The sequence below is a fragment of the Amycolatopsis sp. NPDC098790 genome (genome assembly GCF_044759945.1).
GTDB lineage: Bacteria > Actinomycetota > Actinomycetes > Mycobacteriales > Pseudonocardiaceae > Amycolatopsis.
The window spans coordinates 788676-802581 of record NZ_JBIWAI010000001.1; the positions used below are offsets into that span (position 1 = coordinate 788676).

Consider the following 13906-nt stretch of genomic DNA (forward strand, 5'->3'; position numbering starts at 1 on the left):
TTCCTGAAGCTCACGCCGGCACGGTCAAAGGCAACTCCGGGGCCAACCCTAACCCAGGATGCGACCGAGCCCGCCACGGCCGCCGCCCTTTCGCTCGCACTCTTCACGTGTGATCGGATCCTGCCTGGTCAGTGCGCACCGACGGCCTTGCGCGCCGCCCTGCGCTGGCGCAGGAACAGCTGCCGCCGCTCGATCTCGCCGAGGCCGCCCCAGATGCCGTACGGCTCCTGCACGGTCATCGCGTGCGTGCGGCACTGCGCCAGCACCGGGCAGGTCTGGCAGATGGCCTTGGCCCGGGACTCGCGCCGCTCGCGCGCCGAACCCCGCTCGTTGTCCGTGTGGAAGAACAGGCTGCTGTCCGCGCCCCGGCACGAACCGCGCAGCTGCCACTCCCACTCTTCAGCAACCACGTTGGGCAGCCGGCTGACGTCAGCCATGTCGTCCCTGCCTTTCCCCGGAAGAGCATGTCGACCCGTACATGCCCGCCGGTGGAGCGGATCAAACGCGGGTTTGGTTTGCTCACCCCACGGGCATCTCGCGACCGGGCGTGAAGAGGACACCGCCGACCCCTGGAGCGCGAGCCGGAGAAAGGAACAAACGTGGAGGACAACGCCCCGCTCGTCCCGGAAGGCGCGCAGGTCATCGAGGTGCGGACGGCCGCGATCCCGCACGTCGTGCCGACGCTGCGCACGATCGTGGCGGACATCGCCATGCGCCAGGACTTCGACCTCGACGCCGTCGAGGACCTCCGGATGGCGGTGGACGAAGCCTGCTCACTGCTGCTCCCCGCCGCCTCGGACGGCAAGCTCACCTGTGTCTTCTCGTGGAGCGGGCCGCGCATCGAGGTCTCGGTGTCGGTGCTTTCGGACACGCCCGACCACGAAGACGACTCCGGCCTGTCGTGGCAGCTGCTGACCGCGCTCGCGACGTCGGCCGAGCGCACGGTGACCCCGGAGAACGGGCGCTACCTGTCCCGGGTCGACCTCGTCCGGGAGAGCCAGGCGGCGGACTCGTGAGCGATCCCGCCGGGGACAGCGGGAACGACGTCGCCGCGCTGTTCACCCAACTCGCCGGGCTGCCGGCGGACTCCCCGGAGCGGGAGCGCATCCGCGACACGCTGGTGCGCACGCACCTGGAGCTCGCGCGCAACCTGGCCCGGAAGTTCCGCAACCGCGACGAGGCGATGGAGGACCTGGTCCAGATCGCCACGGTCGGGCTGATCCACGCCGTCGACCGGTTCGACCCCGAGCAGGGGACGGACTTCCTGGCGTTCGCCGTCCCGACGATCTCCGGGGAGCTGCGCCACCACTTCCGCGACAACAGCTGGTCGGTGCGGGTGCCGCGGCGGCTCAAGGAGCTGAACGCGAACATCTCCGCCGCGCGCGAAGAGCTCACGGTGCAGCTTTCGCGCGCGCCGAAGCCCAGTGAGATCGCGGCGCGGCTCGGGGTGCCGATCGAGGACGTCTACGAGGGTCTTCGCGCCGGTCAGGGCCGCTATGGCGCGTCGCTGGACCATCTGCTGGAGAACGCCGCGCACACGCGGTTCGGTGCGCCGGACGCCGAGCTCGGCCAGGCCGAGCTGCGCGAGGCGCTGCGCCCGATGCTGGACAGCCTGCCCGAGCGGGAGCGCAAGATCGTCGCGCTGCGGTTCGGGTCCGGGATGAGCCAGTCGGACATCGCGCGCCGCGTCGGGGTCTCCCAGATGCAGGTGTCGCGGTTGCTGGCCGCGACGTTGAAGAAGCTGCGTTCGGGCCTGGACGAATCCGAGCTCGCCGACGGCACCTGATTAGCCGCTCAGCCGCTTGGGTACCAAGCGGACGGTACCGGAACTCACTGGGAGGGGGACCGATGACGACATCGAGGATGCCGCAGCGCACGGCTGTTCAGGCCGCGCCGCTGATGGTGCCCCTCCCGGACGACGTGACGGCCCCGGCCCGGGCGCGGCACGAGGTGCGCTCGGCCCTGCTCGCGGCCGGCCTGTGCGAGGCGCAGCTGGACGACGTCCTGCTGGCCACGTCCGAACTGGTCACCAACGCTTTCGAGCACGGCGAGCACCCGTGGCGCCTCGAGCTGGCGTACGCCGACGCGCGGCTGACCCTGCGGGTGTACGACGCGGGCCGCCTGCTGCCCGAGCTGCGGGCGCCGTCGCCCGCCCAGGCGCGTAGCCGCGGGCTCGTCCTGGTCCAGGCGCTCTCGGAGGACTGGGGTTTCGAACGCTGCCCCGGCGGCAAGGTCGTCTGGGCCGTCTTCCGCATCCTCGGCGCCTGATCAGGGCTCCAGCAGCTCCCGCGCGGCGGCGGTCTCCGCGATCCGCTGCCGGAACGGCTTCCGTTCCAAGGCCTCGACGATCGCCGCCAGCACCCCGCGCAACGGATAGGGCAGCTCGGCTTCCAGCGCCTCCGACGCCTCGGTCGTCGCCGTCCACTCCGCCTCGATCAGCGGCAGCAGGCCGCGGGTCTTCTCGGTCAGGGACACGATCCGCTGGCGGGCGTCCGCGCCCGGTTCGAGGCTGACGAGCCCGGCCCGGTTCATCTGCGCGACGGTCTGGCTGGCCGCCGAGTGCGTCACGCCCATCTCCGCCGCGAGGTCGCGGATGGCCAGCGGGCCGCGCGCGAGCAGCGCCCGCACGACTCCCGAGTACCGCGGGCGGTAGTCGGCGAGGCCGATGTCGGCGAGGAACTTCGCGACGTCGCCGTCGAGGATCTCGAGGACGTGCCGCATCCGGGTCCCCAGCCCGTCCGGACCCGATGTCATGGCCATGACCGCCGATCATAGGTGTGCTTGGATCGCGGCATGGAGAACCGGAAGATCGCCCGGCTGGGCCGTGAGGTGTCCGTCGTCGGGCTCGGCTGCTGGCAGCTCGGCGCGGACTGGGGCGAAGTCGACGAAAAGGACGCACTGGCGGTGCTGGACGCGGCGGCCGACGCCGGCGTCACCTTCTTCGACACCGCGGACGTCTACGGCGACGGGCGCAGCGAGCGGCTGGTCGGCCGGTTCGCGGCCACGCGCGACGGGGTGTTCGTCGCGACCAAGATGGGCCGACGGGTCGAGCAGGTGCCGGAGAACTACGTCGCCGCGAACTTCCGCGAGTGGAACGACCGGTCGCGCCGCAACCTCGGCGTGGACACGCTCGACCTGGTCCAGCTGCACTGCCCGCCGACGCCGGTGTACTCGTCGGACGCGGTGTACGACGCTCTCGACGAGATGGTCTCCGAAGGCCGGATCAAGGCGTACGGCGTGAGCGTCGAGACGGTTTCGGAGGCGCTGACCGCGTTGGCGCGGCCGAACGTCGCTTCGGTGCAGATCATCCTGAACTGCCTGCGGCTCAAGCCACTCGAGCAGGTGCTGCCCGCGGCGGCCGAGGCGGGAGCGGGGATCATCGCGCGGGTGCCGCTGGCGTCGGGTCTGCTGTCGGGTCGCTACACGGCGTCGACGACGTTCGCCGCGGACGACCACCGGAACTTCAACCGCCACGGCGAGGCGTTCGACGTCGGCGAGACGTTCTCCGGCGTGCCGTACGAGGTCGGGCTGGAGGCCGTCGAGCGGCTGCGCGGGCTGGTGCCGGCGGACCAGACGCTGGCGCAGTTCGCGCTGCGCTGGATCATCGACCAGCCGGGCGTGAGCACGGTGATCCCGGGCGCGCGCAACGCTTCGCAGGCCACGGCGAACACGGCCGCGGCTTCGCTGCCGCCGTTGTCCGCGGAGGCGCTGGCGGGGGTGCGCGAGACGTACGACGAGCTGGTGCGTCCGCTCGTGCACGATCGCTGGTAGTCCCGGCATGATGGGCCGATGATGACGCCCGAAGAGCTCCTGACGACCACCAGGACCGTCCGCAAGCGGCTCGACCTGAACCGGCCCGTGCCGCTCGACCTGGTGAAGCACTGCGTGCAGGTGGCGCTGCAGGCGCCGAGCGGCTCGAACACCCAGCGCTGGCAGTGGCTGGTGGTCACGGACGCGGACCAGCGCGCGGCGCTCGGGAGCATCTACAGCCGGGCGTGCCGCGAGTACCTGTCTTCGGATCGCGCGGCCGGGAAGCTCTTCGCGGACGACCCGGTGCGGGCCCCGGTGCAGCAGCGGATCGGCAGCAGCGTCGAGTACCTGGCCGACCGGATGGGCGACGTGCCGGTGCTGGTGGTGCCGTGCCTGGAGACGCCGTCTGCGGAGCTCCCGGCGGGCAACCAGGCGGGGCTGTGGGCATCGCTGCTGCCGGCGGTGTGGAGCTACATGCTGGCGGCGCGGTCGGTGACGCTGGGAACGGCGTGGACGACGCTGCACCTGGCGTACGAGCAGGAGGCCGCGGAGGTGCTGGGGCTGCCGAAGAACGTCCACCAGGCGGCGCTGATCCCGACGGCGTTCTACACGGGCGAGACGTTCAAACCGGCGGCGCGGCAGCCGCTGGAAGAGGTCCTGCACCTCGACCGCTGGTAGGCGGTCGTGAGTGAGAAACAGTGTTGAAACACTGTTTCTCACTCACGACCCTTTGGCGGCCTCCTCGCCGGGGCGTTTGGGGACGTCGGCGAGGAAGCCGGGTCGCTCAGCGCACGGTCAAGGTGAGCCGCTGGATGCCCCACGCGTCGGCTTGGGAGCCGGGCAGCCAGACGTCGACGATGTCGTCCTTGATCCAGCTGCCGATGTCCGCCGCGAAGCATTCGCCGTAGCCCGGCACGGAAAACCTGGTGCCCCACGGGATGATCCGGGCGTCGACCGCGCAGAAGCCCGGGCCGGCGCTGTACCCCAGCGCGGTCTGGGCGACGTCGTTGTAGGACGTGACGCGGTAGTTCAGCGTCGTCCCGGCCGGGACGCGGTAGGCGGCGAGGTGGTTGCCGCTGTCGAGGCGGTAGGCCGTCGAGATCTGGCCGAGCGAACCGGGCGAGTTGTCCTCGGCCGTCATCGCGTAGAGCTGGTAGTTCGCGTTCTGGCACGGGCTCGCGTCGGTGACGGTGAGCGTCGGCTGGCCCCAGTCGCTGATCCACTGCAGGGCCTGGCCGTTGCGGAACGCGCGGTAGGCCTTCGCGCCGGCGACGCGGGCGAAGGTGAACGTGAGCTTGCCGTCCGCGCCGAGGCCGCCGCTGACCGAGCCGGGCGCGGGCAGGCGGTTCGTGACGTCGACGGCGCCGACGAGCGTGCCGGGACCGTGGCCGCCGGTGACCGGGCGGTCCGGGATGGTGCCTTGGTAGAAGTGCTGGCAGGCGGGCAAAGTGGCCGCAGACGCGGCCGGAGCGACGACAACGCTGCCGGCCGCGAAGGCCGCCAGCGCGAGGACCCTGGCGAAGCGCATGACGGGGAGACCTCCATGGTGGGGACCGGGGTGGAGGTGACGCAGGTGGGGAGGTGCGGGTTCGCCGCGCACCTGACGTTAAGTGGCCTGGACCACTCAGTCAATAGGTCTAGACCTTTAAGTTTCCCGGTACCCCGATCGGCTCAGCCGAGGTAACTCACCAGGCGGTCGGCGATCTGCGCGGGGTGACTCAGCGGAGCGCAGTGCGGGCCGTCGACCTCGTCCGGTGTCAGGCCCAGGCGCTCCTGCGCGACCCGGCGCTGGAAGTCCGGCGTGAAGAACCGGTCGTCTCGGCACAGCAGCACCCGCGTCGGGACGTCCGGGTGCGCCGGCAGCGGCCACGGCTCGTCCCACTCCTTGCTCACCTGGTCGCGCCCGTGCGCCTGGCACTGCGCGGCCAGCTCCGGTGAGACGCCGTTGAAGAACTGCTCGGTCTCGCTCAAGCCCTCGGGCGACGAAAAGCCCGTGGCGGACCACCACTGACCCGGCGGCTCCCCCGGCGCCGGGATCATCCCGGCCAGGTAGACCAGCAGCCGCGCGCGCAGCTTCGCCGCGACCAGCGACGCCGTGAACCCGCCGTACGAATGCCCGACGACGGCGACGTCCGAAGCGTCGCCCAACGCCGTCAAAACCGTGTCCACGAACGAAGACAGCCCCGCCGACGGGTCCGTGATCGGCAGGTCCGGCGCGACGAAGCCGTGGCCGCGCGCCTCCAGTTCCGGGCCGAGCAGGTGGAAGTCCCACCCGCTGCCGCCGCCCCCGTGGATCAGCGCGAAGGTCGTCATGCCGGCCAGCTCAGCAGCGCCGGAGCATGTCCGTCAAGGCGGTTTTCTCGCCTTCGGTGATCGTCAGGCCGTAGTAGTGCTTCACCACGATCCAGTCGGTCGCGTAGGTGCACCAGAACGCCACGAGCGGCGGCTTCCACTGGTCCGGCGCCTTGTCGCTCTTCTGCTGGTTGAGGTTGTCGGTGACGGCGAACAGCTGCGGCCGGGTGAGGTCGTTGGCGAACTGCTCGCGTTTCTCGGTCGTCCACGTCTTCGCGCCGCTGGCCCACGCCTGCCCGAGCGGGACCATGTGGTCGATGTCGAGGTCGGTCGCCTTGGTCCAGGTCTCGTCGTCGTAGACGCTCGTCCACGTCCCGGACGTCGCCTTGCAGTCCTTGTCGGTCTGGACGTCCTTGCCGGCGCGCTTCAGGACGACTTCGCGGGTGTCACAGCCTGACCCTTGGCTGTCCCAGTGCGGGAACTTCTCACGCGAGTAGCCGTCCATGGACGTTCGCGCGGCGACGGTCAGCTCGCCGAGCTGCTTCTGCACGTCGGCCGCGGTGGCCGGGACCGGTGCCGCGGACGACGACGCGGGCGGCGTCGCGCCGGAGCTTCTGCTCGTCGCCCAGTACCCGAAGAAGGCGATCGCCAGGATCGCGACTACCAGCAGAGATCGTTGGGTCACGCTGAGCCGAAAGCCGCGGGCCGCCACGATTTTCTCCTCTCGAATTCACCTGAGCGCGGCGTAGTCTCACCCCTGCCGGCCTGGGAAAACCGCGCCGACACGACGACCTGGCGCGAATGTGACCTCGCCCACCCACGGCAGGGGTGTCACACCGAGCCGATCATCTGCGACTACCGGAGCAGGACCCATCCGGAGGGAGCAGCCGATGCCCGGCCGGCTCAAGAAGTTCGACGAGTTCTTCCAGCGCAAAGCCGCGGAAGGCGGCAACGTCGTCGCCATGGCGCGGATGGGCTCCGCCATGCGCGAGCAGGGGAACCTCGCCGAGGCCGAGTCGTGGTTCCGCAAGGCCGCGATGGGCGGCGACCGCGTCTCGATGACGTCGCTGGCGCACCTGCTCTCCGAACGCGGTGCGCAGGAAGAGGCCGAGCGCTGGTACCACGAGGCCGCGCTGGCCGGCGAGCCGCACGGGATGCTGAACCTCGCCCGCTCCTACGAGCGGCGCGGCAAGCGCGAGGACGCCCAGCACTGGTACGGCGAGGCCGCCCGCACCGGCGACCTGCCCTCGATCGCCGCGCTGGGGCACATGCTGCGCGAACAGGGCCGGACCGAAGAGGCCGAATCGTGGCTGCGCCAGGCCGCCGACGCCGGGGTCACGAGCGCGATGATCGACCTCGGCGTCGTGCTGCGCGACCGCGGACAGGCCGCCGAAGCGTCCCGCTGGTGGCGTTCGGCCGTGCAGGCCGGCGACCTCGCCGCCACCTGCCAGCTGGGGAGGCAGGCCGAACGGCTCGGCCGCCCCGGCGACGCCGAGTCGTGGTACCGCCAGGGCGCGGCGGGCGGGCACGTCGAGGCGATCGTCCGGCTCGGGCTGCTGCTGCACCGCCGCGGTGACCTCGAGGAAGCCGAGAACTGGTACCTCGACGCGGCCGAGCGCGGCGACCCGGCCGCGATGACCAACCTCGGCGTGCTGGCCCGCAACCGCGGCGACGAAGGCGAGGCCGCCGCTTGGTACCGCAAGGCCGCCGAGCACGGCAGCGTCCCCGCGCTCACCAACCTCGGGCACCTCGCCGAGCACCGCGAGGACCTCGGCGAGGCCGAGCGGTGGTTCCGCCGGGCCGCCGACACCGGCGACGTCCAGGGCATGCTCAGCCTGGCCCGGATGCTGCGCTCGCGCGGCGCCGCGCACGAGGCCGAGCAGTGGCTCGCGCGAGCGGAGCACGTCCAGGACGATCGAGAGCACCGCGTCTGACTATTGTGTGACCCACTTCACAGATCTAGCCTGGACCGGGGACGAGCCACCGCACTGTGGAGGTCGCGGAATGAGGCCACGAGTCCTGGTCGCCGGCATCGGCAACACCTTCCTGAGCGACGACGGTTTCGGCGTCGAGGTCATCAAGGAGCTGGAGGCGGCCGACCTGCCGCCGTGGGTGCAGATCGCCGACTACGGCATCGCGGTCACGCACCTCGCCTACGACCTGATGGGCGGCTACGACACGACGATCCTGCTCGACGCGACCCCGCACGGCCGCCCGCCCGGCACGCTGTCCCTGCTCGAGGCGGACACCGACGACCTGACCGCGTCGGCCTCCATCGACGCGCACGGCCTGCGCCCGGACGCGGTGTTCCGCCTGCTGAACCTGCTCGGCGGCGACGCCGGACGCGTCCTGGTGGTCGGCTGCGAACCGGCGTGCCTCGACGGCGGGATCGGCCTGTCCCCGGAGGTGGCAGCCGCCGTCCCGGCCGCGGTCCGCGCGGTCACCGAGCTCGCCTGGGGAACCAGCCCGGAGCTGCCGCTCAAGGAAAGCGCGGAGGTCTGAGCGCCGGGAGGTCGGGTGGCTGTCGCAGCGCGTCGAGGACCACGTTCACCCCCCCGCGCAACGGTGTTCCCCTGCGCACCACCGCCGCGATCGTGCGGGTCACCGGTGTTGCCAGCTCGCGCGTCGTCACCCGGTAGCGCCGGTCCACCGCCAGCAGGGGCAGCAGCGCGATCGACAATCCCGCCTCCACGTGCTGCAACGTCATCAGGTAGTTGCTGAACCGGCACACCACCCGCGGCTCGAAGCCCGACTCGCGGCACAGTCGCAGCGTCAGCTCCGCCATGTACGACTGCGGCACGTCCAGCGCCCACGCCGAGTCCGCGTACGCCGACAGATCCGCCGGGCCGCGAGCCCCCTCCGAAGACGTCACCAGCACGATCGGGTCCGTCGCCAGCGGGACGATGTCGAGGTCGGGGCCCAGGGGCAGCTGGACGAAGTCGGTCGTCGTGATGATCACGTCCGCGTCGCCGCCGCGCAGGGCCGGGATGCTCGCGTGCGGCTCCAGCTCCAGCAGCTCGACGTCCAGGTGCGGGTACGCGCTCGCGAGCCGCGTCACCGCCGGGACCGCCATCGTGTGGATCGCGCTCTGGAACGCGCCCAGCCTGACCAGGCCGACCGGCTCCTCGCCGAGGCTGCGCAGCTCCGCCTCGACCGTGTCCATGTGGTCGAGGATCGCCCGCGCGCGCCGCGCCAGCACCAGCCCCGCCGGCGTCAGCCGGACCCGGCGGCCGGTGCGTTCCAGCAGCTGGGTGCGGGTTTCCGCTTCGAGAACGGCCAGCTGCTGCGACACGCTCGACGCGCTCAGGTTCGCGTCCTGCGCCACCGCGCGGACCGTCCCCAGCGTGTCGAGCCGGCTCAGCAGCCGCAGGCGCCACGGGTTCAGCATCACCCCATTCTTGTGCGGAAGAACCGAACAAGAAAGCCGGAATCGTGAGATGGACGTGACGCTCGAAGCGGCCTTACCGTCGAGTCATGGCTGACACCTTCTGGGGCGACGTCGACCGGCACCTCGTGCGTTACGGCGGCGCCTTCACCCACGAAATCATCGACCGGGCCGAAGGCAGCTTCGTCTTCACCGAAGACGGCCGCCGGATCCTCGACTTCACCTCCGGCCAGATGAGCGCGATCCTCGGGCACGCGCACCCGGAGATCGTCGAGACCGTCCGGCGGCAGGTGGGCAGGCTGGACCACCTGTTCAGCGGCATGCTGAGCCGCCCGGTCGTCGACCTCGCGCGCCGGCTGGCCGAGACGCTGCCGTCACCGCTGGAGAAGGCGCTGCTGCTCACCACCGGCGCCGAGTCGAACGAGGCCGCCGTCCGGATGGCCAAGCTGGTCACGGGCAAGCACGAGATCGTCTCGTTCGCGCGCTCGTGGCACGGGATGACGCAGGCCGCGGCGAGCGCGACGTACAGCGCGGGCCGTCGCGGCTACGGCCCGGCCGCGCCGGGCAACTTCGCCATCCCGGCGCCGAACGCGTACCGCCCGGACTTCACCGACGCTGCCGGCGAGCTGGATTGGCGCCGCCAGCTGGACTTCGGGTTCGAGCTGATCGACGCGCAGTCCGTCGGCAGCCTGGCCGCGTTCCTGGCCGAGCCGATCCTGAGCTCCGGCGGGATCATCGAGCCCCCGCCGGGCTACTTCGCCGCGCTGGCCGAGAAGTGCCGCGAGCGCGGCATGCTGCTGATCCTCGACGAAGCCCAGACCGGGTTGTGCCGCACGGGGAACTGGTACGCGTTCGAGCGCGACGGCATTGTCCCGGACATCTTGACGCTGTCGAAGACGCTGGGCGCCGGGCTCCCGCTGGCCGCCGTGCTGACGAGTGCCGCCATCGAGCAGGAAGCGCACGACCGCGAGTTCCTGTTCTTCACGACGCACGTGTCGGACCCGCTCCCGGCGGCGGTCGGCAACACGGTGCTGGACGTGCTGACCCGCGACCGCCTCGACGCGCGGGCCCTCGAACTGGGCTCGTTGCTGCGCCGGGGCCTGGAGGAGATCGCGACGCGGCACGAGGTCGTCGGCGACATCCGCGGCCGCGGCCTGCTGGCCGGGCTGGAACTAGTGGTGGACCGGGAAACGAAGAAGAGCTCGGACGAGCTGGGCGCGCGGGTCACGCAGCGGTGCCTCGAACTGGGGCTGCACATGAACATCGTGCAGCTGCCCGGGATGGGCGGGGTGTTCCGGATCGCGCCGCCGCTGACGGCGTCCGAAGAGGAGATCTCCCTTGGTCTGTCCATTTTGGACCAGGCGATCGGCGACGCCGTCAAGATGTCATGAGAAAGGCCTCCTTGCCGGCCCGGGGAGCCGGCAAGGAGGCCTTTTCCACGACGACGTCAGAAGCCCGCCGTCACCTTGGTGAAGTCCCAGTCGTTCTGGGCGATGCCGCTGCACGCGGCCTGGACGCCGCCGCCGGGGCAGCCCCGGTCGCGGTTGACCGACCAGAACGCCAGGCGGGCGATCTTGTTCGACTTGGCCCAGTTGGTGATCTGGGTCCACGTCGACACGTCGGTCAGCTCCTGCTGGTCGGACAGCCCGTTCATGCCCGAGATGCCCAGGTGCGCGTACGCCGTGGCGTCACTCCAGCCGAACGTCGACTTGAGCTTGTCCCGCAGGCCGTTCGCCGCGCTGACCGTGCTGTTGTACATGTTCGCGCCGCCGCCGAAGTCGAACGGCATGATCGTGTACACGTCCACGTTCGCGCCCAGGGCCTTCGACTGGTCGATGAGCCGGTTGCCGTAGAAGTTCGGGCCGGTCGTCGACGTGCCGAAGGTGAGGATCGTCTGGATCCCCGGGTTGTTCTGCTTGACGATCTTCAGCGCGTTCAGGATGCGGTCCTGCACGGCCTCGTTCTCGAACTCGTCGGAGTTCTCGATGTCGATGTCGATCGCCTTCAGCCCGTACGCGTTGATCACCTGCTGGTAGGCGCCGGCCAGCGCGGCCGGCGTCGAGCAGTTCGGCCCGAGCTTGTTGCCGCTCCAGCCGCCGAACGACGGGACGATCTGGCCGCCCGCCGCCTTGATCTGCGCGATCGCGGTGGCGTCGGCGCTGCCCTGCAGGGGCCGGCTGCTGTCCCACGCCGGGTTGCAGCCACCGCTGGCGTTGATGAACGCCATGGTGAACCACTTGATCCCGGTCGCGTTCATGACCGTCTGCGGGTTCGGCGGGCTGCCCCAGCCCATGTACAGGTACGGCGCGCCCTTGCCACCGGTACCGGGCGGCGGGGTCGTCGTGGGCGGGGGCGTCGTCGTAGGCGGCGGTGTGGTCGTGGGGGGCGTGCCCCCGGCGGAGCACGAACCCCCGTTCAGCTTGCAGTTCGACGGCGCCGTGTACGCACCGGAGTACGCCACGTTGAAGCCGAAGCTCGCGCTACCGCCGTTGCCGACGTTGCCGTTCCACGTGTTCTTCACCGTGACGTGCTGGCCGGACGCCGTGTAGCTGCCGTCCCACAGCGACGAGACCTTCGCCCCGGAAGGCAGGTCGAACTCGACGGTCCAAGCCGCGAGCGTCGAGCCCGAGCCGTTGGCGATCGTGTACTTGCCTTCGTACCCGGTGCCCCAGTCGGAGCCCTTCGAGAAGGTCGCGGACACGCCGCCCGCCGCGTTCGCCGGGGCGATCACGAACATCGCGCCGATCGTGGCGGCCGCGGCCGCCAGCCCGAGTGCGGGCAACCACCGGCGCGTCACGACAGGCCGTTCTTCATCGCGGTGATGAGCTCGCCGCCCGTGGTGTCGCCGGTCAGCTCCCAGAAGAAGGCGCCGCCGAGACCCTGCTGCTTGGCGTAGGACATCTTCCCGCCGATGGTCGCCGGGGTGTCGTAGCTCCACCAGTTGCTGCCGCACTTGGCGTACGCGGTGCCGGCGAAGGTGCCGGTCGACGGGCAGGAGTTCTTGAGGACCTTGTAGTCCTCGATGCCCTGCTCGTACGTGCCCGGCGCGGGACCGGTCGCCGTGCCACCCGGCGTCGACTGCGTGACGCCGGTCCAGCCGCGGCCGTAGAACCCGATGCCCAGCAACAGCTTGCTCGACGGGACGCCCTTGCTCTTCAGCTTCTGGATGGCCGCGTCGGAGTAGAAGCCCGGGGTCGGGATGCCGGTGAAGTTGGTGAGCGGGGAGTGCGGGGCCGTCGGGCCCTGCGCCGCCCAGGCGCCGAAGTAGTCGTACGTCATGACGTTGTACCAGTCGACGTACTGCGCGGCGCCGCCGTAGTCGGCGACGTCGAGCTTGCCGCCGTTGCTGCCGTCCGCCGTGATGGCCGAGGTGATGAGGAACGACGAGCCGAACTTCGCCCGCAGCGCGCCCATCAGGTTCTTGTAGGCCGCGGCACCGCTGGTGTCACAGGAAAGGCCGCACGCGTTGGGGTACTCCCAGTCGATGTCGATGCCGTCCCAGATGTCCGCCCAGCGCGGGTCCTTCAGCAGGTTGTAGCAGGACTGCGCGAACGCGGCCGCGTTCTGCGACGCCTGGCCGAAGCCGCCGGAGTAGGTCCAGCCGCCGAACGACCAGATGATCTTGAGGCCCGGGTGCAGCTTCTTCAGCTTGCGCAGCTGGTTGAAGTTGCCCGCGACCGGCTGGTCCCAGGTGTCGGCGACACCGTCGACGCTGCCCGCCGCGTCGTAGGTCTTCTGGTAGTCGGCGTACGGGTCGTCGTTCGCCGTGCACTGCCCGTTCGTCACGTTGCCGAACGCGTAGTTGATGTGCGTCAGCTTGCTCGCCGAACCGGAGGTTTCGATGTTCTTGACGTGGTAGTTGCGGCCGTAGACGCCCCACTGCACGAAGTAGCCGACGTTCTTCAGCGCGCCGGTCTGCGGCGGCGTGGTCGTCGTCGGCGGGGTGGTCGGCGTGGTCGGGGTCGTCGGGTTGGTGGTCGGCTGCGTCGGGGTGGTCGGCGTGGTGGTGGGGGTGCCGCCGCCGGCGTCGCAGGAACCGCCGTTCAGCTTGCAGTTCGCCGGCGCCGAGTAGGTGCCGGAGTAGGCGACGTTGAAGCCGAAGCTGACGGCCGAACCGTTGCCGACGTTGCCGTTCCAGGTGTTCTTGACGGTGACGTGCTGGCCGGCGGCGGTGTAGCTGCCGTCCCAGAGCGACGCGATCTTCGCGCCGGACGGGAGGTCGAACTCGACCGTCCAGGCGGCGAGCGTCGAGCCGGAGCCGTTGTTGATCGTGTACTTGCCTTCGTAGCCGGTGCCCCAGTCGGAGCCCTTGGTGAAGCTGGCGCCGACACCGCCGGCGGCGCTGGCCGGCACGGTCACGAGACCGACCGCGAGCGCGCCGACCGCGGTGAACAAACCGAGGAGGTGCCATCTCTTTCTGGACATCGCTCTCCCTTGAGCCAGGTACGGGAACGGCGCGGCACCGCGGGGGGACCGAGG

Annotated in this window: 16 protein-coding genes; 8 read left to right on the forward strand and 8 right to left on the reverse strand. The window is 70.7% G+C overall.

Annotated features, from left to right (window positions below; all coding sequences use genetic code 11):
- Positions 1-128: 128 nt before the first annotated feature.
- Complete coding sequence (locus ACIQWX_RS04030) at positions 129-437, reverse strand: WhiB family transcriptional regulator (protein WP_400865238.1); 309 nt, start codon at positions 435-437, stop codon at positions 129-131.
- Between the two features lie 162 nt (positions 438-599).
- On the opposite strand from ACIQWX_RS04030, the gene ACIQWX_RS04035 reads away from it, so the two are divergent.
- From ACIQWX_RS04035 to ACIQWX_RS04045, 3 genes are all read left to right on the forward strand, one after another.
- Positions 600-1016: an anti-sigma factor gene (locus ACIQWX_RS04035; protein ID WP_400865241.1), complete on the forward strand. Its 417-nt coding sequence runs from the start codon at positions 600-602 to the stop codon at positions 1014-1016.
- Complete coding sequence (locus ACIQWX_RS04040; protein WP_400865244.1) at positions 1013-1786, forward strand: SigB/SigF/SigG family RNA polymerase sigma factor; 774 nt, start codon at positions 1013-1015, stop codon at positions 1784-1786. Before ACIQWX_RS04035 ends, ACIQWX_RS04040 begins: the two co-directional genes overlap by 4 nt.
- A 62-nt stretch (positions 1787-1848) precedes the next feature.
- Positions 1849-2268 (forward strand): ATP-binding protein, encoded by a 420-nt coding sequence (locus ACIQWX_RS04045; RefSeq protein ID WP_400865246.1) that lies wholly within the window; start codon positions 1849-1851, stop codon positions 2266-2268.
- Here ACIQWX_RS04045 and ACIQWX_RS04050 read toward each other — a convergent pair whose 3' ends face one another.
- Entirely contained in the window at positions 2269-2760 is a 492-nt protein-coding gene (locus ACIQWX_RS04050; protein ID WP_400865248.1) for a MarR family winged helix-turn-helix transcriptional regulator, read from the reverse strand.
- A 33-nt stretch (positions 2761-2793) separates the two neighbouring features.
- Here ACIQWX_RS04050 and ACIQWX_RS04055 point away from each other — a divergent pair, with 33 nt between their 5' ends.
- Positions 2794-3771 (forward strand): aldo/keto reductase, encoded by a 978-nt coding sequence (locus ACIQWX_RS04055; RefSeq protein ID WP_400865250.1) that lies wholly within the window; start codon positions 2794-2796, stop codon positions 3769-3771.
- An 18-nt stretch (positions 3772-3789) separates the two neighbouring features.
- A complete protein-coding gene (locus ACIQWX_RS04060) occupies positions 3790-4428 on the forward strand; it encodes a nitroreductase family protein (RefSeq protein ID WP_400865252.1) in 639 nt (212 codons plus the stop codon).
- 106 nt (positions 4429-4534) lie between these two features.
- On the opposite strand, the gene ACIQWX_RS04065 is transcribed toward ACIQWX_RS04060, so the two are convergent.
- The 3 genes from ACIQWX_RS04065 to ACIQWX_RS04075 all read right to left on the reverse strand — a co-directional run bounded on the left by ACIQWX_RS04065 (position 4535) and on the right by ACIQWX_RS04075 (position 6754).
- Positions 4535-5278, reverse strand: coding sequence for a 3D domain-containing protein (locus ACIQWX_RS04065; protein ID WP_400865255.1), 744 nt, complete (start codon positions 5276-5278; stop codon positions 4535-4537).
- A gap of 143 nt (positions 5279-5421) precedes the next feature.
- Entirely contained in the window at positions 5422-6063 is a 642-nt protein-coding gene (locus tag ACIQWX_RS04070) for an alpha/beta fold hydrolase (RefSeq protein ID WP_400865258.1), read from the reverse strand.
- Between the two features lie 10 nt (positions 6064-6073).
- Positions 6074-6754 carry an HNH endonuclease family protein gene (locus ACIQWX_RS04075; RefSeq protein ID WP_400865261.1) on the reverse strand — a complete coding sequence of 227 codons (681 nt, stop codon included), beginning with the start codon at positions 6752-6754 and terminating at the stop codon, positions 6074-6076.
- 178 nt (positions 6755-6932) lie between these two features.
- Between ACIQWX_RS04075 and ACIQWX_RS04080 the strand changes: the two genes are divergently transcribed.
- Both ACIQWX_RS04080 and ACIQWX_RS04085 read left to right on the forward strand, forming a co-directional pair.
- Positions 6933-7976: a tetratricopeptide repeat protein gene (locus tag ACIQWX_RS04080; RefSeq protein ID WP_400865263.1), complete on the forward strand. Its 1044-nt coding sequence runs from the start codon at positions 6933-6935 to the stop codon at positions 7974-7976.
- Positions 7977-8046: 70 nt separating this feature from the next.
- Positions 8047-8544 carry a hydrogenase maturation protease gene (locus ACIQWX_RS04085; protein ID WP_400865265.1) on the forward strand — a complete coding sequence of 166 codons (498 nt, stop codon included), beginning with the start codon at positions 8047-8049 and terminating at the stop codon, positions 8542-8544.
- On the opposite strand, the gene ACIQWX_RS04090 is transcribed toward ACIQWX_RS04085, so the two are convergent.
- Entirely contained in the window at positions 8522-9430 is a 909-nt protein-coding gene (locus tag ACIQWX_RS04090; RefSeq protein WP_400865267.1) for a LysR family transcriptional regulator, read from the reverse strand. The genes ACIQWX_RS04085 and ACIQWX_RS04090 overlap by 23 nt on opposite strands.
- A gap of 86 nt (positions 9431-9516) precedes the next feature.
- Between ACIQWX_RS04090 and ACIQWX_RS04095 the strand changes: the two genes are divergently transcribed.
- Entirely contained in the window at positions 9517-10818 is a 1302-nt protein-coding gene (locus tag ACIQWX_RS04095) for an aspartate aminotransferase family protein (protein WP_400865269.1), read from the forward strand.
- 56 nt (positions 10819-10874) lie between these two features.
- Here ACIQWX_RS04095 and ACIQWX_RS04100 read toward each other — a convergent pair whose 3' ends face one another.
- A complete protein-coding gene (locus ACIQWX_RS04100) occupies positions 10875-12224 on the reverse strand; it encodes a cellulose binding domain-containing protein (RefSeq protein WP_400865271.1) in 1350 nt (449 codons plus the stop codon).
- Entirely contained in the window at positions 12221-13852 is a 1632-nt protein-coding gene (locus tag ACIQWX_RS04105; RefSeq protein WP_400865273.1) for a glycosyl hydrolase family 18 protein, read from the reverse strand. The genes ACIQWX_RS04100 and ACIQWX_RS04105 overlap by 4 nt, the downstream gene beginning before the upstream one ends.
- Between the last annotated feature and the right edge of the window lie 54 nt (positions 13853-13906).

What these genes read in the sequence shown, in the direction of transcription:
- ACIQWX_RS04045 (WP_400865246.1), top strand. Translation starts at nt 1,849, where the DNA reads ATGACGACATCGAGGATGCCGCAGCGCACGGCTGTTCAGGCCGCGCCG.
- ACIQWX_RS04095 (WP_400865269.1), top strand. Translation starts at nt 9,517, where the DNA reads ATGGCTGACACCTTCTGGGGCGACGTCGACCGGCACCTCGTGCGTTAC.
- ACIQWX_RS04055 (WP_400865250.1), top strand. Translation starts at nt 2,794, where the DNA reads ATGGAGAACCGGAAGATCGCCCGGCTGGGCCGTGAGGTGTCCGTCGTC.
- ACIQWX_RS04050 (WP_400865248.1), bottom strand. Translation starts at nt 2,760, where the DNA reads ATGGCCATGACATCGGGTCCGGACGGGCTGGGGACCCGGATGCGGCAC.
- ACIQWX_RS04060 (WP_400865252.1), top strand. Translation starts at nt 3,790, where the DNA reads ATGATGACGCCCGAAGAGCTCCTGACGACCACCAGGACCGTCCGCAAG.
- ACIQWX_RS04065 (WP_400865255.1), bottom strand. Translation starts at nt 5,278, where the DNA reads ATGCGCTTCGCCAGGGTCCTCGCGCTGGCGGCCTTCGCGGCCGGCAGC.
- ACIQWX_RS04070 (WP_400865258.1), bottom strand. Translation starts at nt 6,063, where the DNA reads ATGACGACCTTCGCGCTGATCCACGGGGGCGGCGGCAGCGGGTGGGAC.
- ACIQWX_RS04105 (WP_400865273.1), bottom strand. Translation starts at nt 13,852, where the DNA reads ATGTCCAGAAAGAGATGGCACCTCCTCGGTTTGTTCACCGCGGTCGGC.
- ACIQWX_RS04085 (WP_400865265.1), top strand. Translation starts at nt 8,047, where the DNA reads ATGAGGCCACGAGTCCTGGTCGCCGGCATCGGCAACACCTTCCTGAGC.
- ACIQWX_RS04080 (WP_400865263.1), top strand. Translation starts at nt 6,933, where the DNA reads ATGCCCGGCCGGCTCAAGAAGTTCGACGAGTTCTTCCAGCGCAAAGCC.
- ACIQWX_RS04090 (WP_400865267.1), bottom strand. Translation starts at nt 9,430, where the DNA reads ATGCTGAACCCGTGGCGCCTGCGGCTGCTGAGCCGGCTCGACACGCTG.
- ACIQWX_RS04030 (WP_400865238.1), bottom strand. Translation starts at nt 437, where the DNA reads ATGGCTGACGTCAGCCGGCTGCCCAACGTGGTTGCTGAAGAGTGGGAG.